General features: G+C 63.4%; 16 protein-coding genes, 1 tRNA gene and 1 pseudogene. 13 read left to right on the top strand and 5 right to left on the bottom strand.

The genetic code is table 11. From position 1 onward, the window contains the following. The first annotated feature begins 69 nt into the window (after window positions 1-69). On the top strand, window positions 70-1311 hold the full coding sequence (locus tag AC1DYX_RS08555; protein WP_477258262.1) for a D-amino acid dehydrogenase: 1242 nt from the start codon (window positions 70-72) through the stop codon (window positions 1309-1311). Window positions 1312-1708: 397 nt separating this feature from the next. Here the strand turns inward: AC1DYX_RS08555 and AC1DYX_RS08550 are convergent, their stop codons facing one another. From AC1DYX_RS08550 to AC1DYX_RS08540, 3 genes are read right to left on the bottom strand one after another with little or no spacing between them, the layout of a single operon-like run. Next, window positions 1709-2077: a hypothetical protein gene (locus AC1DYX_RS08550; protein WP_477258260.1), complete on the bottom strand. Its 369-nt coding sequence runs from the start codon at window positions 2075-2077 to the stop codon at window positions 1709-1711. 9 nt (window positions 2078-2086) lie between these two features. After that, window positions 2087-2557 (bottom strand): M74 family metallopeptidase, encoded by a 471-nt coding sequence (locus AC1DYX_RS08545; RefSeq protein WP_477258258.1) that lies wholly within the window; start codon window positions 2555-2557, stop codon window positions 2087-2089. 9 nt (window positions 2558-2566) lie between these two features. Next, the gene (locus AC1DYX_RS08540; protein WP_477258256.1) at window positions 2567-3058 is read right to left on the bottom strand and encodes an Hcp family type VI secretion system effector; all 492 of its coding nucleotides are present in this window, start codon (window positions 3056-3058) and stop codon (window positions 2567-2569) included. A gap of 504 nt (window positions 3059-3562) precedes the next feature. Between AC1DYX_RS08540 and AC1DYX_RS08535 the strand changes: the two genes are divergently transcribed. Continuing rightward, the gene (locus AC1DYX_RS08535) at window positions 3563-4585 is read left to right on the top strand and encodes a ParA family protein (RefSeq protein ID WP_477258254.1); all 1023 of its coding nucleotides are present in this window, start codon (window positions 3563-3565) and stop codon (window positions 4583-4585) included. Between the two features lie 254 nt (window positions 4586-4839). Here the strand turns inward: AC1DYX_RS08535 and AC1DYX_RS08530 are convergent, their stop codons facing one another. Beyond that, entirely contained in the window at window positions 4840-5166 is a 327-nt protein-coding gene (locus tag AC1DYX_RS08530; protein WP_477258252.1) for a hypothetical protein, read from the bottom strand. Window positions 5167-5461: 295 nt separating this feature from the next. On the opposite strand from AC1DYX_RS08530, the gene AC1DYX_RS08525 reads away from it, so the two are divergent. The 10 genes from AC1DYX_RS08525 (at window position 5462) to AC1DYX_RS08480 (ending at window position 17166) form a co-directional block, all read left to right on the top strand. Beyond that, window positions 5462-5905, top strand: a complete 444-nt coding sequence (locus tag AC1DYX_RS08525) for a YchJ family protein (protein ID WP_477258250.1) — start codon at window positions 5462-5464, stop codon at window positions 5903-5905. A gap of 37 nt (window positions 5906-5942) precedes the next feature. After that, window positions 5943-7550 (top strand): carboxyl transferase domain-containing protein, encoded by a 1608-nt coding sequence (locus tag AC1DYX_RS08520; protein WP_477258248.1) that lies wholly within the window; start codon window positions 5943-5945, stop codon window positions 7548-7550. 10 nt (window positions 7551-7560) lie between these two features. Next, window positions 7561-8346 (top strand): enoyl-CoA hydratase/isomerase family protein, encoded by a 786-nt coding sequence (locus tag AC1DYX_RS08515; RefSeq protein WP_477258246.1) that lies wholly within the window; start codon window positions 7561-7563, stop codon window positions 8344-8346. Between the two features lie 18 nt (window positions 8347-8364). Next, the gene (gene bioA, locus AC1DYX_RS08510) at window positions 8365-9705 is read left to right on the top strand and encodes an adenosylmethionine--8-amino-7-oxononanoate transaminase (protein ID WP_477258244.1); all 1341 of its coding nucleotides are present in this window, start codon (window positions 8365-8367) and stop codon (window positions 9703-9705) included. A gap of 2 nt (window positions 9706-9707) precedes the next feature. After that, complete coding sequence (gene bioF / locus AC1DYX_RS08505; RefSeq protein ID WP_477258242.1) at window positions 9708-10889, top strand: 8-amino-7-oxononanoate synthase; 1182 nt, start codon at window positions 9708-9710, stop codon at window positions 10887-10889. A 2-nt stretch (window positions 10890-10891) separates the two neighbouring features. Continuing rightward, window positions 10892-11722 carry a dethiobiotin synthase gene (gene bioD / locus AC1DYX_RS08500; RefSeq protein ID WP_477258240.1) on the top strand — a complete coding sequence of 277 codons (831 nt, stop codon included), beginning with the start codon at window positions 10892-10894 and terminating at the stop codon, window positions 11720-11722. Window positions 11723-11750: 28 nt separating this feature from the next. Continuing rightward, entirely contained in the window at window positions 11751-12779 is a 1029-nt protein-coding gene (bioB, locus tag AC1DYX_RS08495) for a biotin synthase BioB (protein ID WP_477258238.1), read from the top strand. 281 nt (window positions 12780-13060) lie between these two features. After that, window positions 13061-15070, top strand: a complete 2010-nt coding sequence (locus AC1DYX_RS08490) for an acetyl/propionyl/methylcrotonyl-CoA carboxylase subunit alpha (RefSeq protein WP_477258236.1) — start codon at window positions 13061-13063, stop codon at window positions 15068-15070. 234 nt (window positions 15071-15304) lie between these two features. Further along, on the top strand, window positions 15305-16243 hold the full coding sequence (locus AC1DYX_RS08485) for a 2-hydroxyacid dehydrogenase (protein ID WP_477258234.1): 939 nt from the start codon (window positions 15305-15307) through the stop codon (window positions 16241-16243). Between the two features lie 8 nt (window positions 16244-16251). Then, complete coding sequence (locus AC1DYX_RS08480; RefSeq protein WP_477258232.1) at window positions 16252-17166, top strand: hydroxymethylglutaryl-CoA lyase; 915 nt, start codon at window positions 16252-16254, stop codon at window positions 17164-17166. A 196-nt stretch (window positions 17167-17362) separates the two neighbouring features. Here the strand turns inward: AC1DYX_RS08480 and AC1DYX_RS08475 are convergent. Then, window positions 17363-17439, bottom strand: a tRNA-Pro gene (locus AC1DYX_RS08475). Window positions 17440-17533: 94 nt separating this feature from the next. On the opposite strand from AC1DYX_RS08475, the pseudogene AC1DYX_RS08470 reads away from it, so the two are divergent. Beyond that, a pseudogene (locus tag AC1DYX_RS08470) lies at window positions 17534-18030 on the top strand (hypothetical protein); the annotation flags it as partial.

The following is an 18030-nucleotide window of genomic DNA, read 5'->3' as shown; positions in this document are numbered from 1 at the left end:
CTACATTCATTGGCCGGGCACTGGACCAGCCCCTAAGCTTTTGCGTATGTTCATGATCAGCGAGCAGGGATGCAACAAGTAATCGTCATCGGCGGCGGTGTCGTCGGCCTGACCTCGGCCTGGTGGCTGCTGGAAGCCGGCTACCGCGTCGCGCTGCTGGAACGCGCGCCCGACGTCGGCACCGGCACGAGCTATGGCAATGGCGGGCAGCTGAGCTACCGCTACGTCTCGCCGCTGGCGGATGCCGGCGTGCCGCTGAAAGCCCTGAAATGGATGTTCCAGGAATATGGCCCGCTGCGCTTTCGGCCGCAACCCGATCCGCACCAATGGCGCTGGCTGGCCGCCTTCCTCGCCAACTGCCGCGCCGACGTGAACCGCAAGACGACGCAAAAGCTGCTGGAGCTGGGCGAGCTGTCGCGCCAGGCGATGGCCGCGCTGGCGCCCGTCGTCCCGCCGGACGCCTTCGCGTGGCGCGACGCGGGCAAGCTCGTCGTCTACCGAACGCGCGCGGCATTCGACGCGGCGACCGCAAAGCCGGACCCGGCCGGCACCCGGCAGGTATGGGACGCGGCCGAATGCATCGCGCGCGAACCCGCGCTGGCCGCGCTGGAAACCCGGCTGGCGGGCGGCATCTACAACGGCGGCGAGGCCGTGGCCGACTGCTATGCCTTCTGCGTGGCGCTGGCGGACCGCATCGGGACGCATCCGCGCTTCGACGGTTTTGTTCGTGGCGAGGCGCAGCGCTTCGCCGCGGCCGGCGGCAGGATCACAGGTTTGCACACGTCCGTGGGGTTACTTTCCGCGGACGCTTATGTGCTGGCCGCGGGCGTGCAGAGCCGCGCGCTGGCGCGGACGGTCGATCTGTCGCTGCCAATCTACCCGCTGAAGGGCTACAGCCTGACGGCGCCCATCCGCCAGGACGACGTGGCGCCCGAGATCAGCGTGACCGATTTCGAACGCAAGGTGCTGTATGCGCGCATCGGCGACAGGCTGCGGGTGGCGGCCATGGTGGATATGGTGGGCGAAGACCTGAGCCTGGATCTGAAACGCCTGGACAGCCTGACGCGGCAGGTGCGTGAAACGATGCCGCGTGCTGCGGACTATACGCGGGTCACGCCATGGGCCGGGTTGCGGCCGGCGACGCCGAACAGTGCGCCGATCATCGGGCCGACGCGGTATTCGAACCTTTGGCTAAATGTGGGGCATGGGCCGCTTGGGTTTACGTTTGCGTGCGGTACGGCGAGTTTACTGGCGGATCTGATGCGGAGGAAGGCGCCGCCGTTTGGGCTGGATGGGTTAGTGCTGGGCTGACGTCCGTAATCGGAGAATATAAATCGACGCCGAACTGCCCAGAAATGCCTAAGCGGAATTCACTTTAAGGCGACCTCAAATAACCGGTTTTCAGCCTGAGCAAGGCCAGTTCTTGCTGCGTCAGCCGTATTTCCTTCCGTTTTTGGGCGATGACCTTGCCAATTTCTATTGTGTCTATAATGTGCAGAATACTGCACATTTAGCTGCCCTTACGGCAAAAAGTGCGAAATATTGCACATCCCGGAGCGTCGCCGCATCTTTCCATGTACGCTGAAACGCTCGCAATTGTCCCCCGTGCATCTCTGAAGCGATCAGTCTGTGAGATGTCGTGTTCGGCTCAGTGCGTACTCGCAGTTCGCTTGCGAGCGTTTCAGCGCGGACGTGAGGTGCTACAACGTCAGCAAATTGACCCGCCGATGCTTTTGCCTGACGTCAGGTCAAAGCCGAAGTCGCATTGATATCCATCCGAAGGGCGATACCTACAGGCAACGTGTTCCTTTTCACGTACTCTTCCGCCTTTTTCAATACCGCATTCGCTCTTCTTGTCTGGCCCCATTAGATCAAACATTTCTTTTGCGGCTTGCCCACGAACGTAGAAGGCGACATGAACATCATTGGGAACCGGTGGGTAGGTGTCACCCAGATCGCCTCCATAAATCACATACTTGGCCTCGGCAGGCCGTGTGACCCACTCCCATTGTTGGGCTCCGTAGGTAAGTGCGGTGACGGCGGTGGTTAACGTAACGATGAGCGCGAAGCGTTTCACGTCACATCCTTATTCAAATATCGTCACATGGAAGTGGTTGTCGTGTCTGAAGCGTGGCTTGACGCGAGGAATTTTAGGATCATTGAAATAAATGATCTGGACCAGATTCGACTCGAAGAAAAGGTTGATCAGCATTTCAGTGGCTGCCCGATCATACTGAGAATCACTCCAGCGGACAGGCAACTCCAGCCCATCCTTGCGGATCGGTCGAATGTCCACGTCCAAGCCGCTGACGTGACCTTCGTGCGGGTCGAACTTAGCTCCGCCAGCGAGGCTGATATTCCCGATTCCGATTTTACGGGCGTCCTTGCCTTGCCAGCGGAACTCAACCAAGTTGAGCAGCGAAAGCAGTTTGGGATGGGCGAACTGGCCGGCACCATGCGCTGGCGTGCCGTATGTGTAGTATCCGTAGCCGCCCTGTTCTGGGTCCTGCGGCAGTTTGAAAAAGCCGCGTGAGTCTTTGATTGGAGGTTCAGCCATGATCGTGGCTCATACGATCCGGTTCGTGGCCAAGTCCCAGCCCCCGGCCGTGTTACCGCCTGCGCCTCCACCGACCTTCTGTTGGGTGTACTTCCACTTCACTTTCGAGAACTTCAGACCAATTGTTTCGCTGAGAATGCTCCCTTCGTGGACGACGGGGGTAACGGCACCGATCAGGACGTTCTCCAACTCGACCTCGAAATACTTCACACGTTCGCCTTGGCCGTCCGCGCGCAAGAATTCGAACTTCGCCCGAGGGATGGTTTTGCCCATGACGCAGGTTTGCATCAAGATCGGTGATGACAGGTCCGCAAGTTTTTGGAAGGTGATGTCGTCCAGTTCGGCACGTTCAGCGGTATGGCCGCCACCTGTCGATGATGTTGCGCTCTTTGGTTGCTTCATGCTCCATTGAACTGCCAGGCACTCGATCCATCCGGCGTGCTTCGAGTCGGCCGACTCACCCTTGATGCCATCTATTTGCAGATATACATCGATTGCCATGGTTTCCTCTCCGTAAGGTAGCTTTAATTCATTCTGCTGATTCGACGAGAGTGATGTATGGGCACGTGTCAAATTGCGTGCTGAATGCCAAGCTGTGCTTGCATCGGCTCAAATCACGAACGCTGCGGTTTGTACTCCCAGTACGCTTGCGAGCGTTTCAGCGCAACGGCGGAATCGAGCGAAGAGGGAGTCAAGGGTTTGGCGCGGCCCGCAGCCCAGCGGGCTAGGACACGGGCACTTGACGCCCTTGTAGCGACCCACGCTAGGCGAAGGGAGTAAGGACGGCTCTTCGTCCTTGCTCCCGCCGCCTCGCAAGCGAGAGGCTCCCGGCAGGGCCCCCCGGTAGGGCTGTCGGCGATTTGTTGCCGGCTTTAGGTTTCTTCACGTTATCGCGATGAATTTTGTCTCTTCTACGTAAAAAAATTACGTTGATTTGAAAAAACTTGACTCGAGTTGTTTGTATGTGTACAGTTTGGTGTGTTCTAACTACTTGGCGAGGTATCTATGAAGGTTCTGGGTTTTTGGAATAACAAGGGCGGTACCGGTAAAACGAGCTTGGCTTTTCAGGGAATCTGTACGTTCGCGGCTCAGAATCCGGATGCCCGCATACTGGTAATGGACGTTTGCCCTCAGGCAAACTTAAGTGAGCTTATGCTGGGAGGGCAGGAAAATCAGGGGGGAGTAAATCTGCTGACCTTGCACGGCGAGGCTGGTCGTCGTTCTATCGGTGGCTATTTTCAGACACGGTTACCCAAGCCTTTTGATACTTCTGGCCTTGCCCCAAACGGTTTCATTTCGATTCCTCATAACTATAACGCGGCTGTTCCATCCAACATTAGACTTCTGGCGGGCGATCCATTGTTGGAGCTCCAAGCAAATGCTGTATCGACTTTGGCAAATACCCAAATYCCAGGTACCGACAGCTGGGCGAAAGTTGTATGCTGGTTAAGGGACTTTTTGGAAGCTTGCACGGATTACTTCGACTATTGCTTTGTTGACATGAATCCGAGTTTTTCCATGTACACGCAGATTGCGCTGGCAGCATGTGATCGGTTAGTGTTGCCGGTGACTGCTGATGACTCTTCTCGCCGAGGAATTCAAAATGCAATGAGCTTGATCTATGGCCTCAAGCTCCCGTCAGATGTGTATGCTCAACACAATTTCCACTCTCGTATGACCGCTGCGGGTCTTCCGTCGCCCAAGGTTCATATGGTTGCCAAGAACCGGCTAACCCAGTACATCTATACGGCGAAGAGTTATGCTGCAGTATTGTCGGGGATTGCATTTGATTTAGATGCGATGGTTAAGGATAACCCTGATTACTTTACATTCTCCGCTGTTTCAGAAGGTACATATGAAGTAAAGGATTTTCAGACCGCCGGAGTGGTTGCGTTTGCGCGGGGAACCCCGTTTGTGTCTATGCAATCCGGCTCACTTAGTGTAGCAGGGCAACGTGTCAAGGTTGATAGAGAGCAACTTAACCAAAACCGCGATATTGTAGTTGAGCTTGCTTCAAGGTTCTGGTGACCAGTCCCATGTCGTTGAGCAGAAGGCGGCCATGGAGTCGTACTCCCTCTCGCCTTTTCCTCGAACAACAGCCAAAGAAGCGCTCAAAGTAGTTTTGTTGTTGTCAACAAATCTCAACAGCAATGGTGGGTAAGCATGCTCGCCTTGATCGGCGCACGAAATAGTGTCATGAACAGGGCGGATGTTTTGCCATGTTGTGGCATTGCGCTGCCGTGACCACAAAACTCCTTAGAAACCGTACTCCAGTCCCGAATTCACCGGCTACTATTAACCTGCACCCCACACTCCTGCAACCGCAGCTGGGTCTTGCTGTTATCGTCAACGGTGACAGCAATATCGACAAAGCTCCTCGGCTTCATGCTGTCGCAGGGCACGCGCAGATGGTATTTGCCCGGGTTGACGTCCACAGGCTCACCACGCCGCGCGATGGCGTCTGCCAGTTCTCCCGCCTGGGCGCGCTCGAAAAACCGCGCCTTCGCCCGCTTCGGCACGTCTTTCTCGACCGTGACCTCGGCCGCCACAGCCGTGCCCAAACCATTCAACACAGCGATGGCAACGACGATCCTTCGCACTGCGGACATGCTTGCCTCCGTTAGCGTAAAAAATTCAACAATATTGCCACATTTACAATATATATACGATGATTGTTCCTTTTTTGCATCACTTTTTCGGCCATCCACGACTTCTTCCGAGGAAAACGTTGCAGAACAGCCATCCTTGATTAGCTAACGCAAAATTTTTCTCCGCCCATTTAATGAGCAGTTCATTTATTTTCGGCAAAAGATCCCCACAGATGCATTAAAGCCCACCATCTTCCGTCATCCTGCACGGATGCACACCTCACCCAGGTACAAGAAATGGCGGATAATTGTCCGCATGTCTACTCCTGCGAAGCCTCTTCCCTGTCCATGCGGCGGTCCGTCGATCATGCGCTGCTGCGGGCCGTATATCGCCGGCGCGGAGCTGCCGCCGACGGCGGAAGCGTTGATGCGCTCCCGCTACACGGCCTTCGTGATGAAGGACGAGGCTTATCTGCGCGCCACCTGGCATCCCAGTACGCGGCCAACGGAACCCATCATCGACAAAAACGAAAAGGTTCAGTGGCTCGGACTTGAGATAAAATCCTCTTTACGTTTACGTCAACGTAAAGCAGACCTGCCGGAAAACCCCAACGAAGACACCGTCGAATTCGTCGCCCGCTTCCGGGTCCATGGCCGCGCACACCGGTTGCACGAAGTCAGCCGTTTCGTGCGCGAGCCTGACCCTGCCCTGGGCGGCAAGATGCGTTGGTTCTATGTGGACGGCAAGTTCCCTGAATAAAACCGCGCACAACGCGAACAGCAGGAGACAGGACCCGATGCCCCAGATCGACACGAAACTCAACCCGCGCAGCGAAGATTTCAAAGCCAACGCCGCCGCCATGCAAACCATCGTCGACGACTTGCGCGCCAAGGTGGCGCAGGTCGCCAAAGGCGGTGGCGAGGCCGCATGCGCCAGGCACGTCGCGCGCGGCAAGCTGCTGCCGCGCGAGCGCGTGCAGATGCTGCTCGATCCGGGCACCCCATTCCTCGAGTTCTCCCAGCTGGCCGCGTACGCCATGTACGACGATGCGGCGCCGTCCGCCGGCATCATCACGGGCATCGGCCGCGTGGCGGGCCAGGAGTGCGTGATCGTCTGTAACGACGCCACCGTCAAGGGCGGCACGTATTACCCGATGACGGTGAAAAAACACCTGCGCGCGCAGGAGATCGCCGCGCAGAACAACCTGCCCTGCATTTACCTCGTCGACTCGGGCGGCGCCAACCTGCCGAACCAGGACGACGTGTTCCCCGACCGCGACCACTTCGGCCGCATCTTTTATAACCAGGCGAATCTCTCGGCACAGGGCATCCCGCAGATCGCCGTCGTGATGGGGTCGTGCACGGCCGGCGGCGCGTACGTGCCGGCGATGAGCGACGAGTCGATCATCGTCAAGGAACAGGGCACGATCTTCCTGGGCGGTCCGCCGCTGGTGAAGGCGGCGACGGGCGAAGTCGTCTCCGCGGAAGACCTGGGCGGCGGCGACGTGCATACGCGGCTGTCCGGCGTCGCGGACCACCTGGCGCAGAACGACATGCACGCGCTGGCGCTGGCGCGAACCATCGTCGCGAACCTGAACCGCGTGAAACCGCAGCAGGGCGCGCTGCGCGAGGCGCACGAGCCGAAATATGCGCCGCAAGAACTGTACGGCATCATCCCGGTCGACACCCGCAAGCCGTTCGACGTGCGCGAGGTCATCGCCCGCATCGTGGACGGCAGCGAATTCGACGAGTTCAAGGCGAGATACGGCACGACGCTCGTGTGCGGCTTCGCGCACATCTTCGGCATGAAGGTCGGGATCATCGCGAATAACGGCATCCTGTTCTCGGAATCCGCGCTGAAAGGTACGCACTTCATCGAACTGTGCTGCCAGCGTAAAATCCCGCTCGTCTTCCTGCAGAACATCACCGGCTTCATGGTCGGCCGCAAGTACGAGAACGAAGGCATCGCCCGCAACGGCGCCAAGATGGTCACGGCCGTCGCGACGGCCTCCGTGCCCAAGTTCACGGTGATCATCGGCGGCAGCTTCGGCGCGGGCAATTACGGCATGTGCGGCCGGGCCTTTTCTCCGCGCTTCCTGTGGATGTGGCCCAATGCGCGCATCTCCGTGATGGGCGGCGACCAGGCGGCGTCGGTGCTGGCGACCGTCAAGCGCGACGGCATCGAAGCGAAAGGCGGCCAGTGGACGCCTGAGGAGGAAGCTGCGTTCAAGCAGCCGATCAAGGAACAGTACGAGCACCAGGGCCATCCCTATTATGCGTCGGCACGGCTGTGGGACGATGGCGTGATCGATCCGGCCGATACGCGCATGGTGCTGGGCCTGGGCCTGTCGGCCGCGCTGAATGCGACTATCGAGGACACGAAGTTCGGCGTGTTCCGCATGTGAGGAGATGAACATGGATTACCAGACCCTCACTGTGACCATCAGCGACTGCATCGGCCACGTCACGCTGAACCGCCCGGCGCTGCGCAATGCGTTCAATGAACACAGCATCGCCGAACTGGCCCTCGCCTTCGACGAGCTGGGACGCCACGAACTCGTACGCGCCATCGTGCTGTGTGCGAACGGTCCCGCGTTCTGCGCCGGCGCGGACCTGAACTGGATGAAGAAGATGGCCGGCTATTCGGATAGCGAAAACCGCGCCGATGCCATGCGCCTCGCCGACATGCTGCGCACGATTTACACGTGTCCGAAGCCCGTCGTGGCGAAGGTGCAGGGCGACTGCTATGGGGGCGGCATGGGCCTCGTGGCCGCATGCGACATCGCCGTCAGCGTCGACACCGCGAACTTCTGCCTGTCCGAGGTTAAACTCGGGCTGGTCCCGGCGACGATCTCGCCTTACGTGATCAAGGCGATGGGCGAACAGGCCGCGCGCCGCTACTTCCTGACGGCGGAGCGCTTCAATGCACATGAAGCGCATCGCATCGGCTTCGTGCACGAGATCGTGCCGGCCGGGGACCTCGACACGAAGGTGACGGGCATCGTGCAGGCGCTGGCGAACAACAGCCCGAACGCCGTGTGCGCAGCGAAAAAACTCGTGCGCGAAATCGCGGGGCTGCCCGTGACGGAAGCGCTGCTGGAAGACACGGCGGACCGCATCGCCAGCATCCGGGCATCGCTCGAAGGACGCGAAGGCGTCGCGTCCTTCCTCGAAAAACGCCGGCCCTCGTGGCTGGATTAGTGATACAGGAAACAGATTTTGAAGCAGACCACCTCCCACGACTGGATCGCACGCAGCCTGCGCAGCGTCTGGCACCCATGCACGCAAATGCAGCACCACGAAGAGGTGCCGCTGATCGCCGTCAGCCACGCCAAGGGGCCGTGGCTGTACGACCATGAAGGCCGGCGCTACATGGACGGCATCAGCTCGTGGTGGGTGAACCTGTTCGGCCACGCCAACCCGCGCATCAACGCGGCGCTGAAGGACCAGCTGGACAAGCTGGAACACGCGATGCTCGCCGGTTTTACCCACGAGCCGGTGATCGAGCTGTCCGAGCAGTTGGCCGCGCTGACGGGGCACGCGCTCGGTCACGCGTTCTATGCGTCCGACGGCGCGTCGGCCGTGGAGATCGCGCTCAAGATGAGTTTTCATTACTGGCGCAACGCCGGTTACGCAGACAAGCAGGAATTCGTTTGCCTGCAGGGTTCCTACCATGGCGAAACCGTCGGCGCCCTGGGCGTCACCGACGTCGCCCTGTTCAAGGATGCCTACGGCCCGCTGCTGCGTGCGGCCCGCACCGTGACGTCGCCGGATGCGCGCAATGCCGTCGACGGCGAATCCGCGCAGGACGTCGCGCTGCGCGCCGCGCAGGACGTGGAAGCCCTGTTCGCCGAACGGGGCGACCGGATCGCCGCCATCATCGTCGAGCCGCTCGTGCAATGCGCGACGGGTATGGCGATGCATGACCCGCTGTACCTGCAGCGCCTGCGCGAGCTGTGCGACAAATACCACGTGCATTTGATCGCCGACGAGATCGCGGTCGGTTGCGGGCGCACCGGCACGTTCTTCGCGTGCGAGCAGGCGGCGATCTGGCCCGATTTCATGTGCCTGTCGAAGGGCATCAGCGGCGGCTACCTGCCGCTGTCGCTGGTACTCACCACGGATAAGGTCTACGAGGCGTTCTACAGCGAAGACATCACGCGCGGCTTCCTGCACTCGCACTCGTACACGGGCAATGCGCTGGCCTGCCGCGCCGCGCTGGCCACCTTGCAGATCTTCCGGGACGACGACGTGTTGAACCGCAACCGCGAAACGGCCACCCGGCTGATGCTGGAACTGGCGCCGCTGCTGGACCACAAGCGCGTGACGCACTTCCGCCAGCGCGGCATGATTCTTGCGTTCGATGCTGTCGAACCGGACGCGAAACGCGCCTCGACGTTTGCGCGCCGCTTCTTCACGAGCGCCGTCGACAACGAGCTGCTGCTGCGCCCGATCGGCCGCACGGTCTACCTGATGCCGCCGTACATACTGGACGAGGAAGAGATCGCGGGCCTGGCCGCGCGCACACGCAAGGTCTTCGAGGAAGTCATCGCGGAATGAACATGAACCTGATCGACGATGTACGCGCCCGGCTGGACGAGCTGGCGAGCCACAGCCTGACCCGGCAGCGGCGCACGGCGGAAACGCCCTGCGCGCCGCGCCAGGTCGTGGACGGCCGCGACCTGCTCGCGTTCTGCAGCAACGATTACCTGGGCCTGGCCGCGCATCCGCGCGTCGTGGAAGCGCTGCGCGACGGCGCAACGATGTACGGCGCCGGCAGCGGCGCGTCGCACCTCGTGTCGGGCCACAGCCGCGCGCACGCGCTGCTGGAAGAGAGACTCGCCGCATTCGAGGCGCCGCACCTGGAGTCCGCGCGCGCGCTGTATTTCTGTACCGGCTACATGGCGAACCTCGCCGTGCTGACGGCGCTCGGCAATACGCCTGATGCGATGATCTTCTCGGAAGCGCTGAACCACGCGTCGCTGATCGACGGCGCCCGCCTCGCGCGCGCGGGCGTGACCGTGTACCCGCACGGGGACGTGGCCGCGCTGGACGCGCAGCTGGGCGCCAGCCAGGCGCGCACGAAGATCGTCGTCACGGACAGCGTGTTCAGCATGGACGGCGACCTCGCCCCGCTGCCACAACTGCTGGCCCTGTGCGAACGCCACGGCGCCTGGCTCGTCGTCGACGATGCGCACGGCTTCGGCGTGCTGGGCGAGAACGGCCGCGGCGCGCTCGAACATTTCGATTTGCGCTCCCCGCACCTCGTCTACATCGGCACGCTGGGCAAGGCCGCCGGCGTCGGCGGCGCGTTCATCGCGGCGCACGAGGACGTGATCGAGCTGATGATCCAGCGCGCGCGGTCCTACATCTACACGACGGCCGCCGCGCCCGCGCTGGCGCATGCGCTGCTCGCAAGCGTCGATATCATCGAAGGTGACGAGGGCCGCGAACGCCGCGCGCACCTGCGCGGGCTGATCGCGCAACTGGACGACGGCCTGCGCCTCGAACGCTGGCAGCGTCCCGCGTCGACGACGGCGATCCAGCCGATCATCATCGGCGCCAACGACGAGTCCCTCGCCGTCGCGGCGCGCCTGCACGAACAGGGCCTGTGGGTGCCCGCGATCCGGCCGCCGACCGTCGCGCCGGGCACGGCACGCCTGCGCGTGACCTTGTCCGCCGCGCATACCGAACAAGACGTCGCGCAGCTGACGGCTGCGCTCAACCAACTGGAAAGGACGTAGGCATGACCGTCAACGCTCCCCAACAATTAGGCGGCGCATCCGTCGGCGCCGCAGGGCCGGCAACAACGGCGACGGCAACGACCGCGCCCGCCGTCGCCACCGTGCCCGCACCGCTCGCGGCGGAAGGCGTGCCGACGCGTTTCGCCTGCTTCGTCACGGGCACCGACACGGAGATCGGCAAGACGCTGATCTCCAGCGCCATCCTGTATAAACTCGTGCAGCTGGGCGTGCGCGCCTGCGGCATGAAGCCCATCGCGGCCGGCGCCGAGGAGCGCGACGGCGAACTGCTCAACGACGACGCCGCCATGCTGCGCGCGGCCGGCAACGTGCAGCTGCCGCAGCGGATCACGACGCCGTACATGCTGCGCGAGGCGTGCGCACCGCACGTCGCGGCCGCCCTGGAAGGCGTGACCATCGAACCCGTGCCCATCATGACGGCGTATGCCGAGATCCTGGGCGCGTCCGACGCCACCGTCGTCGAAGGCGTGGGCGGCTTCTGCGTGCCGTTCTCGCCCGATTTCGACAGCGCCGACATGGCCGTGCAGTTCGACCTGCCCGTCGTCCTCGTCGTCGGCATGCGCCTGGGCTGCATCAACCACGCACTGCTCACGGCCGAGGCGCTCGTCAGGCGCGGCCTCGTGCTGGCGGGCTGGGTCGCCAACCAGGTCGACCCGGACATGCGCTTCGTCGACGAAAACGTCGCGGAGCTCGTACGCCGCCTGCCCGCCCCGCTGCTGGGCCGCATCCCGCGCCTTGCCGAACCCACGGCCGCCCGTGCCGCCGACTACATCGAGCTCGCGAACCTGCCCGGATGGCCGGCCAAGCGTGCCTGAACCAAGCAACCAAAACAAGGAACCCGATATGACCCAWGTCGTCAACATCCTCCCGCCGGTCACGCCGGTCTCCCTGCCGAAGGACGCCACGTGGCCGCTGGCCGACGTGCTCGCACTGTTCGAGCTGCCGCTGCCGGAACTCATGGTCCGCGCCAGCCAGGCCCACCGCGCCAACTTCCCCGACGGCGACGTCGAACTCGCGACCCTGCTGTCGATCAAGACCGGCGGCTGCGAGGAAGACTGCGGCTACTGCCCGCAGGCGGCGCGCTACGACACCGGCGTGGAAGCGAAGAAGATCCTCGACCTCGACACCGTGCTGGACGCCGCGCGCGAAGCCAAGTCCAAGGGCGCGACGCGCTTCTGCATGGGCGCCGCCTGGCGCAGCCCGAAGGAGCGCGACATGGAGAAGGTCGAAGCCATGGTACGCGGCGTGAAGGCGCTGGGCATGGAAACCTGCGCCACGCTCGGCATGCTGGAAGAAGGCCAGGCCGAGCAACTGAAGCAGGCGGGCCTGGACTACTACAACCACAACATCGACACGTCGCCCGACTTCTACGGCGACGTCATCTCCACGCGCGAATACCGCGACCGCCTGGACACGCTGGGCCGCGTGCGCACGGCCGGCCTGAAGATCTGCTGCGGCGGCATCGTCGGCATGGGCGAGACGCGCGAGCAGCGCGCCGGCCTGATCGCCCAGCTGGCGAACATGAATCCGTATCCGGAATCGGTGCCCATCAACCACCTCGTGCAGGTCGAGGGCACGCCGATGCACGGCCTGCCGCCGCTGGACCCGATCGAATTCGTGCGCACCATCGCCGTCGCCCGCATCACGATGCCGAAGGCGCGCGTGCGTTTATCGGCTGGCCGGCGCGAGCTGGGCGAAGCCGTGCAGGCGATGTGCTTCATGGCCGGCGCCAATTCCATCTTCTACGGCGACAAGCTGCTCACCACCGACAACCCGGAAGCGGACGACGACCGCAAACTGCTCGAAAAGCTGGGCCTGAAAACCCGTTCGGCGATGCTGGAGTCGGTGCAGAAGCAAAGCTGCGGCTGCTGAGGCTTCCGCGTGGGCACGGGGTGCCCACCCTACGAATCTGCGGCTGCTGAGGCTTCCGCGTGGGCACGGGGTGCCCACCCTACGAATCTGCGGCTGCTGAGGCTTCCGCGTGGGCACGGGGTGCCCACCCTACGAATCCGATACGCCGTAGGGTGGGCGGCCTCCGCCCACGCGTAACGCCAACGTGCCCACGCCGCCACGCTGTCAGGCCACAAGCCCGTTTTATAGAAGTCATCAGGCCACAAGCCGATTTTCACAACACATAAAACAGACGAGACACCATGTTCACGAAGATCCTCATCGCCAACCGTGGCGAAATCGCCTGCCGGGTCGCGGCCACCGCGCGCCGCATGGGCATCAAGACCGTAGCCGTCTATTCGGAAGCCGACGCCGGCGCAAAACACGTGGCGGTCTGCGATGAGGCGATCCTGATCGGACCCGCCGCCGCCAGGGACAGCTACCTGCGCGGCGACAAAATCATCGCCGCCGCACAGGCGACGGGCGCGCAGGCGATCCACCCGGGCTATGGCTTCCTGTCCGAGAACGCGGAATTCGCGGAAGCCTGCGCGGCCGCGGGCCTCGTGTTCATCGGGCCGCCGGGTGCGTCGATGCGGGCGATGGGATCGAAGTCGGCCGCCAAGCAGCTGATGGAAGGCGCGGGCGTGCCGCTGGTGCCGGGCTACCACGGCGATGCGCAGGATCCCGAGCTGCTGCAATCGGAAGCGAACCGCATCGGCTATCCCGTGCTGCTGAAAGCCAGTGCGGGCGGCGGCGGCAAGGGCATGCGCGTCGTCGAACGGTCCGAGGATTTCCAGGCCGCGCTCGCATCGTGCAAGCGCGAAGCCGCGTCATCCTTCGGCGACGACAAGGTGCTCGTCGAAAAATACCTCACGCGGCCGCGCCACATCGAGATCCAGGTGTTCGCGGACACGCACGGCAACTGCGTCTACCTGCACGAGCGCGACTGCTCCGTGCAGCGCCGCCACCAGAAGGTGCTGGAAGAAGCGCCGGCGCCCGGCATGCCGCCCGAGCGCCGCGCCGCGATGGGCGAAGCCGYCGTCGCGGCCGCGCGCGCCGTCGGCTATGTCGGCGCCGGCACCGTCGAATTCATCGCCAACCAGGATGGCTCGTTCTACTTCATGGAGATGAATACGCGGCTGCAGGTCGAGCACCCCGTCACCGAGATGATCACGGATACGGACCTCGTCGAATGGCAGCTGCGCGTGGCGGCCGGCCAGACTTTGCCGAAGCAGCAGCACGAACTCGCGATCCATGGTCACGCGATCGAGGCGCGCGTATATGCCGAGAATCCCGAGAAGGGCTTCCTGCCGTCGATCGGCACGCTGCGATGCATGGACACCCCTGCCCACGTCGCGTTCGAGTTGGGTGACGTACGCATCGACTCGGGCGTGCGCGCGGGCGATGCCATCTCTCCGTTCTACGATCCGATGATCGCGAAACTGATCGTGCGCGGCGCGGACCGGGCGCAGGCGCTGGCGCGCATGGCGCAGGCTTTATCGGAATTCCACATCGTCGGACTCGCGACCAATATCGCGTTCCTGAAGCGCCTCGTCGAGGGCGATGCATTCGCGCACGCCGACCTGGACACGGGCCTGATCGAACGCAACACCGCCACGCTGTTCCCGCCCGCCGGACCGGCGCCCCTGGCCGCGCTGGCGCTGGCCGCGGTGGCGCTGGTCTCCGCGGAAACATCGACGAGTACAAACCCGGCCGACCCGTGGGCCAGCACGCACGGCTGGCGCATGAACGGCGCGTATCGCCGCCGCCTGGCGTTCGGCGACGAGTACGCGGCCACGACACAGGCCAAGGTTTATGCAATCTACATAATTTATCATGCCGATGGGTGGACGCTCGAAGCGGGCGGCGCCACCCATGCGCTGGCGCTCGTGTCCCACCACGACGGGCGCTACGCGATCCGCCTGGACGGCCAGGCCATCCAGGGCACGGTGCGGCGCGACGGCGAAGCGCTGCATGTATTCACGGGCGGCATGCATCACGTGCTGGCCTGGAACGACCCGCTCGCGCACGCCGGCGAGCACGAGACGGCGGACGGCCGCCTGACGGCGCCGATGCCGGGCAAGGTGGTGGCCGTGATCGCGTCCAGCGGGCAGCAGGTCCGGAAGGGTGAGCCGCTCGTGATCATGGAAGCGATGAAGATGGAACACACGATTGCCGCGCCGAGCGACGGCCTGGTCGAGGAAGTCTTGTACCAGGTCGGCGACCAGGTCGCGGATGGTGCGCCGTTGCTGGCATTCAAGGCAGCGGCGTGAAGATATTGGTGGGCACGTTTCATTTGAGGCCACTGGCCTCAAATGCCCACCCTACGGTTTTATAAGCAGCGGTAAAAGCAGGAATAACAACGCACATAACAGGGTCTCGAAGAACCGTAGCGAGCGGCGGCAATTTTGGTCGAGAAGCGCAGCTGTACTGGAGTACAGCGAGCATCGCAGACCAAAAGTGCAACGCGCAGTAGGTTCTTCGAGATCCCACTACAGGAGACGAACATGCGGATACTGCTGTACAGAGGCGACGCCGCCATCGAGCCGTGGGCCCATGATTTTGCCGCCCGCCTGCCGCACGCCGAGATGGTCGTGTGGCACGAGGGCATGTCGCTGGCGGCGCACGCCCCCTGCGATTACGCGGTGCTGTGGGCACCGACGCGGTCCCTGCTCGACCAGCTCACCCAGGTGAAAGCGATCTTCCTGATGGGCGCCGGCGCCGACGCCATCCTGAAATTCGGCGACGCGCTGCCGCACGTGCCCATCGTCCGCCTGGGCGATGCCGGCATGGCCGAGCAGATGGTGGAATACGTGACCTATGCGACGCTGCGCTATTTCCGCCGCTTCGACGAGTATGAACAGCAGGCGCGCCAGGGCATCTGGAACCCGCTGCCCGAACGCCGCAAGGCCGATTTCACGGTCGGCGTGCTGGGCCTCGGCAAGCTCGGGATGCCCGTGCTGCACGCGCTGCGCCAACTGGGTTTTCCCGTGCGCGGCTGGAGCCGTTCGCCCCGGGATCTGCCGGGCGTCGAATGCCATGCCGGCATGGAGTCGCTCGACGATTTCCTGGCCGGCACGCGGGTGCTCGTCTGCATGCTCCCCCTGACGCCGGAGACCACGAACCTGCTCGACCGCGCGCGCCTGTCGCACCTGCCGGCGGGCGCGTACCTGATCAACGTGGCGCGCGGCGCCCAGGTGGCCGATCCGGACCTGCTGGCGCTGATCCGCTCCGGCCACATCGCCGGCGCCACGCTGGACGTGTTCCGCAACGAACCGCTGCCGGTCCCGCATCCGTTCTGGAGCGAGCCGCGCATCACCATCACGCCGCACATCTCCGCCCTCACCCTGCGCGAGGAGGCGGTGCACCAGATCGCCGCCAAGATCGAGCGGCTCGAACGGGACGAGGCGATCGACGACGTCATCGACCGCGTCCGCGGCTACTAGGAAACACCATGCACAGATCACTACCGAAACACGTCAAGATCGTGGAAGTCGGCCCGCGCGACGGGCTGCAGAACGAACAGGAAGCGGTATCCGCCGCGGTCAAGATCGAACTGGTCGACCGCCTGTCGCGCGCCGGTTTCGTCAACATCGAGGCGGCGGCCTTCGTGTCGCCCAAATGGGTGCCGCAGATGGCGACCAGCGGCGAGGTCATGGGCGGCATCGCCCGCCGACAGGGCACGCTGTATTCCGCGCTGACGCCGAACCTGCAGGGTTTTGAAGCGGCGCTGGCGGCGCAGGCCGATGAAGTCGTGATCTTCGGCTCCGCCTCGGAAGCCTTTTCGCAGCGGAACATCAACTGCTCGATCGCGGAATCCATCGCCCGCTTCGAACCCGTGGCGCGGGCCGCGAAGGACAACGGCCTGCGCCTGCGCGGCAGCATCAGCTGCGCATTCGGCTGCCCGTACCAGGGAGACGTATCGCTGGATGCCGTCGCCGACGTCGTGGGCCGCATGCGCGACCTGGGCTGCGACGAGGTCGACATCGCCGACACAATCGGCGTGGCGACGCCGCGCAAGACGCAGGCCGTGATGGAAACGGCGGCCAGGGCGTTCGCGCTGGACCGTATCTCCGGGCATTTCCACGACACCTACGGACAGGCGCTGGCCAACATCTACGCCAGCCTGGAACTGGGCGTCGCCATCTTTCACTCGTCCGTGGCGGGCCTGGGCGGCTGCCCGTATGCGAAGGGCGCGACGGGCAACGTGGCGACGGAGGATGTGCTCTACATGCTGAATGGGCTGGGCATCGAGACGGGCATCGACCTCGATCTCGTCGTGGATGCGGGGCAGTTCATTTCGCAACAGCTCGGGCGCAAGGGCGTGAGCCGGGCAGGCAACGCGTTGCTGGCGAAAAGGGGCGGTTGACACGTTCGCGTGGGCACGAGGTGCCCACCCTACGCACTACGCACTGGCCAAAAAGAGCGAATGACACGTAGGGTGGGCACCCCTGTGCCCACGCGTAACGCCAACATATCGCAAACGTCACGCGTGGGCACGAGGTGCCCACCCTACGCGCACAAATAAAAAGGCCGACGATCGCTCGTCGGCCTTCTTGCTATACTGGTCGGAGTACAAGGATTCGAACCTTGGACCCTCTGGTCCCAAACCAGATGCGCTACCGGGCTGCGCTACACTCCGAAGACGGCCATCATACCGTCCGGGCACCGTCCCGGTCAAGGAAAGCACGGGATTTCGTGACTTTCGTGGTTTTCTCACAGCCCCATGGTGAACGATGATGTTGGCAATCGATCATATCGACGGCGGCTTCCAGCCCGCCCTTCCCGACCGCCGGCAGGCCACGCGCATCGCGGCAGGCATCGCGCTGTCGCTGGTAGTACACGCACTGCTGCTCRCCATCTACCGCCAGCCCACGACGACATTGCCCGCCGCGCCGCCGGAACGCCTGACCGTACGCCTACGTGCCGCGCCGCCTCCGCCAGCGCCGCCCGTGGCAATCAAACCGGCCGAAACGCCGGCGGCGCCTGTGCCGCGTGCGCAGAAACCCGTACGCAAACCGCGGCCGGTCATCGCGGTAGCGCCGGACAAGAAACAGTCAACCGAAGACACCTATGCCGTCGAGCCGGCGCCGCAAACGCCTCCGCCCCCCACCCCGGCGCCGCATTTCGACCTCGAGGCGGCCCGCAGCATGGCGCGCGGCATGGCGACGAAACTGGCCAACGAACCCGATCCGGACAAGGTGGGCACGGCGCTCGAACGCCTGCCCAAGCC

Source organism: Massilia sp. P2_C2, from assembly GCF_056404615.1.
The sequence above is the reverse complement of the archived record's forward strand: the minus strand, read 5'-3'. Positions and strand labels throughout refer to the sequence as shown.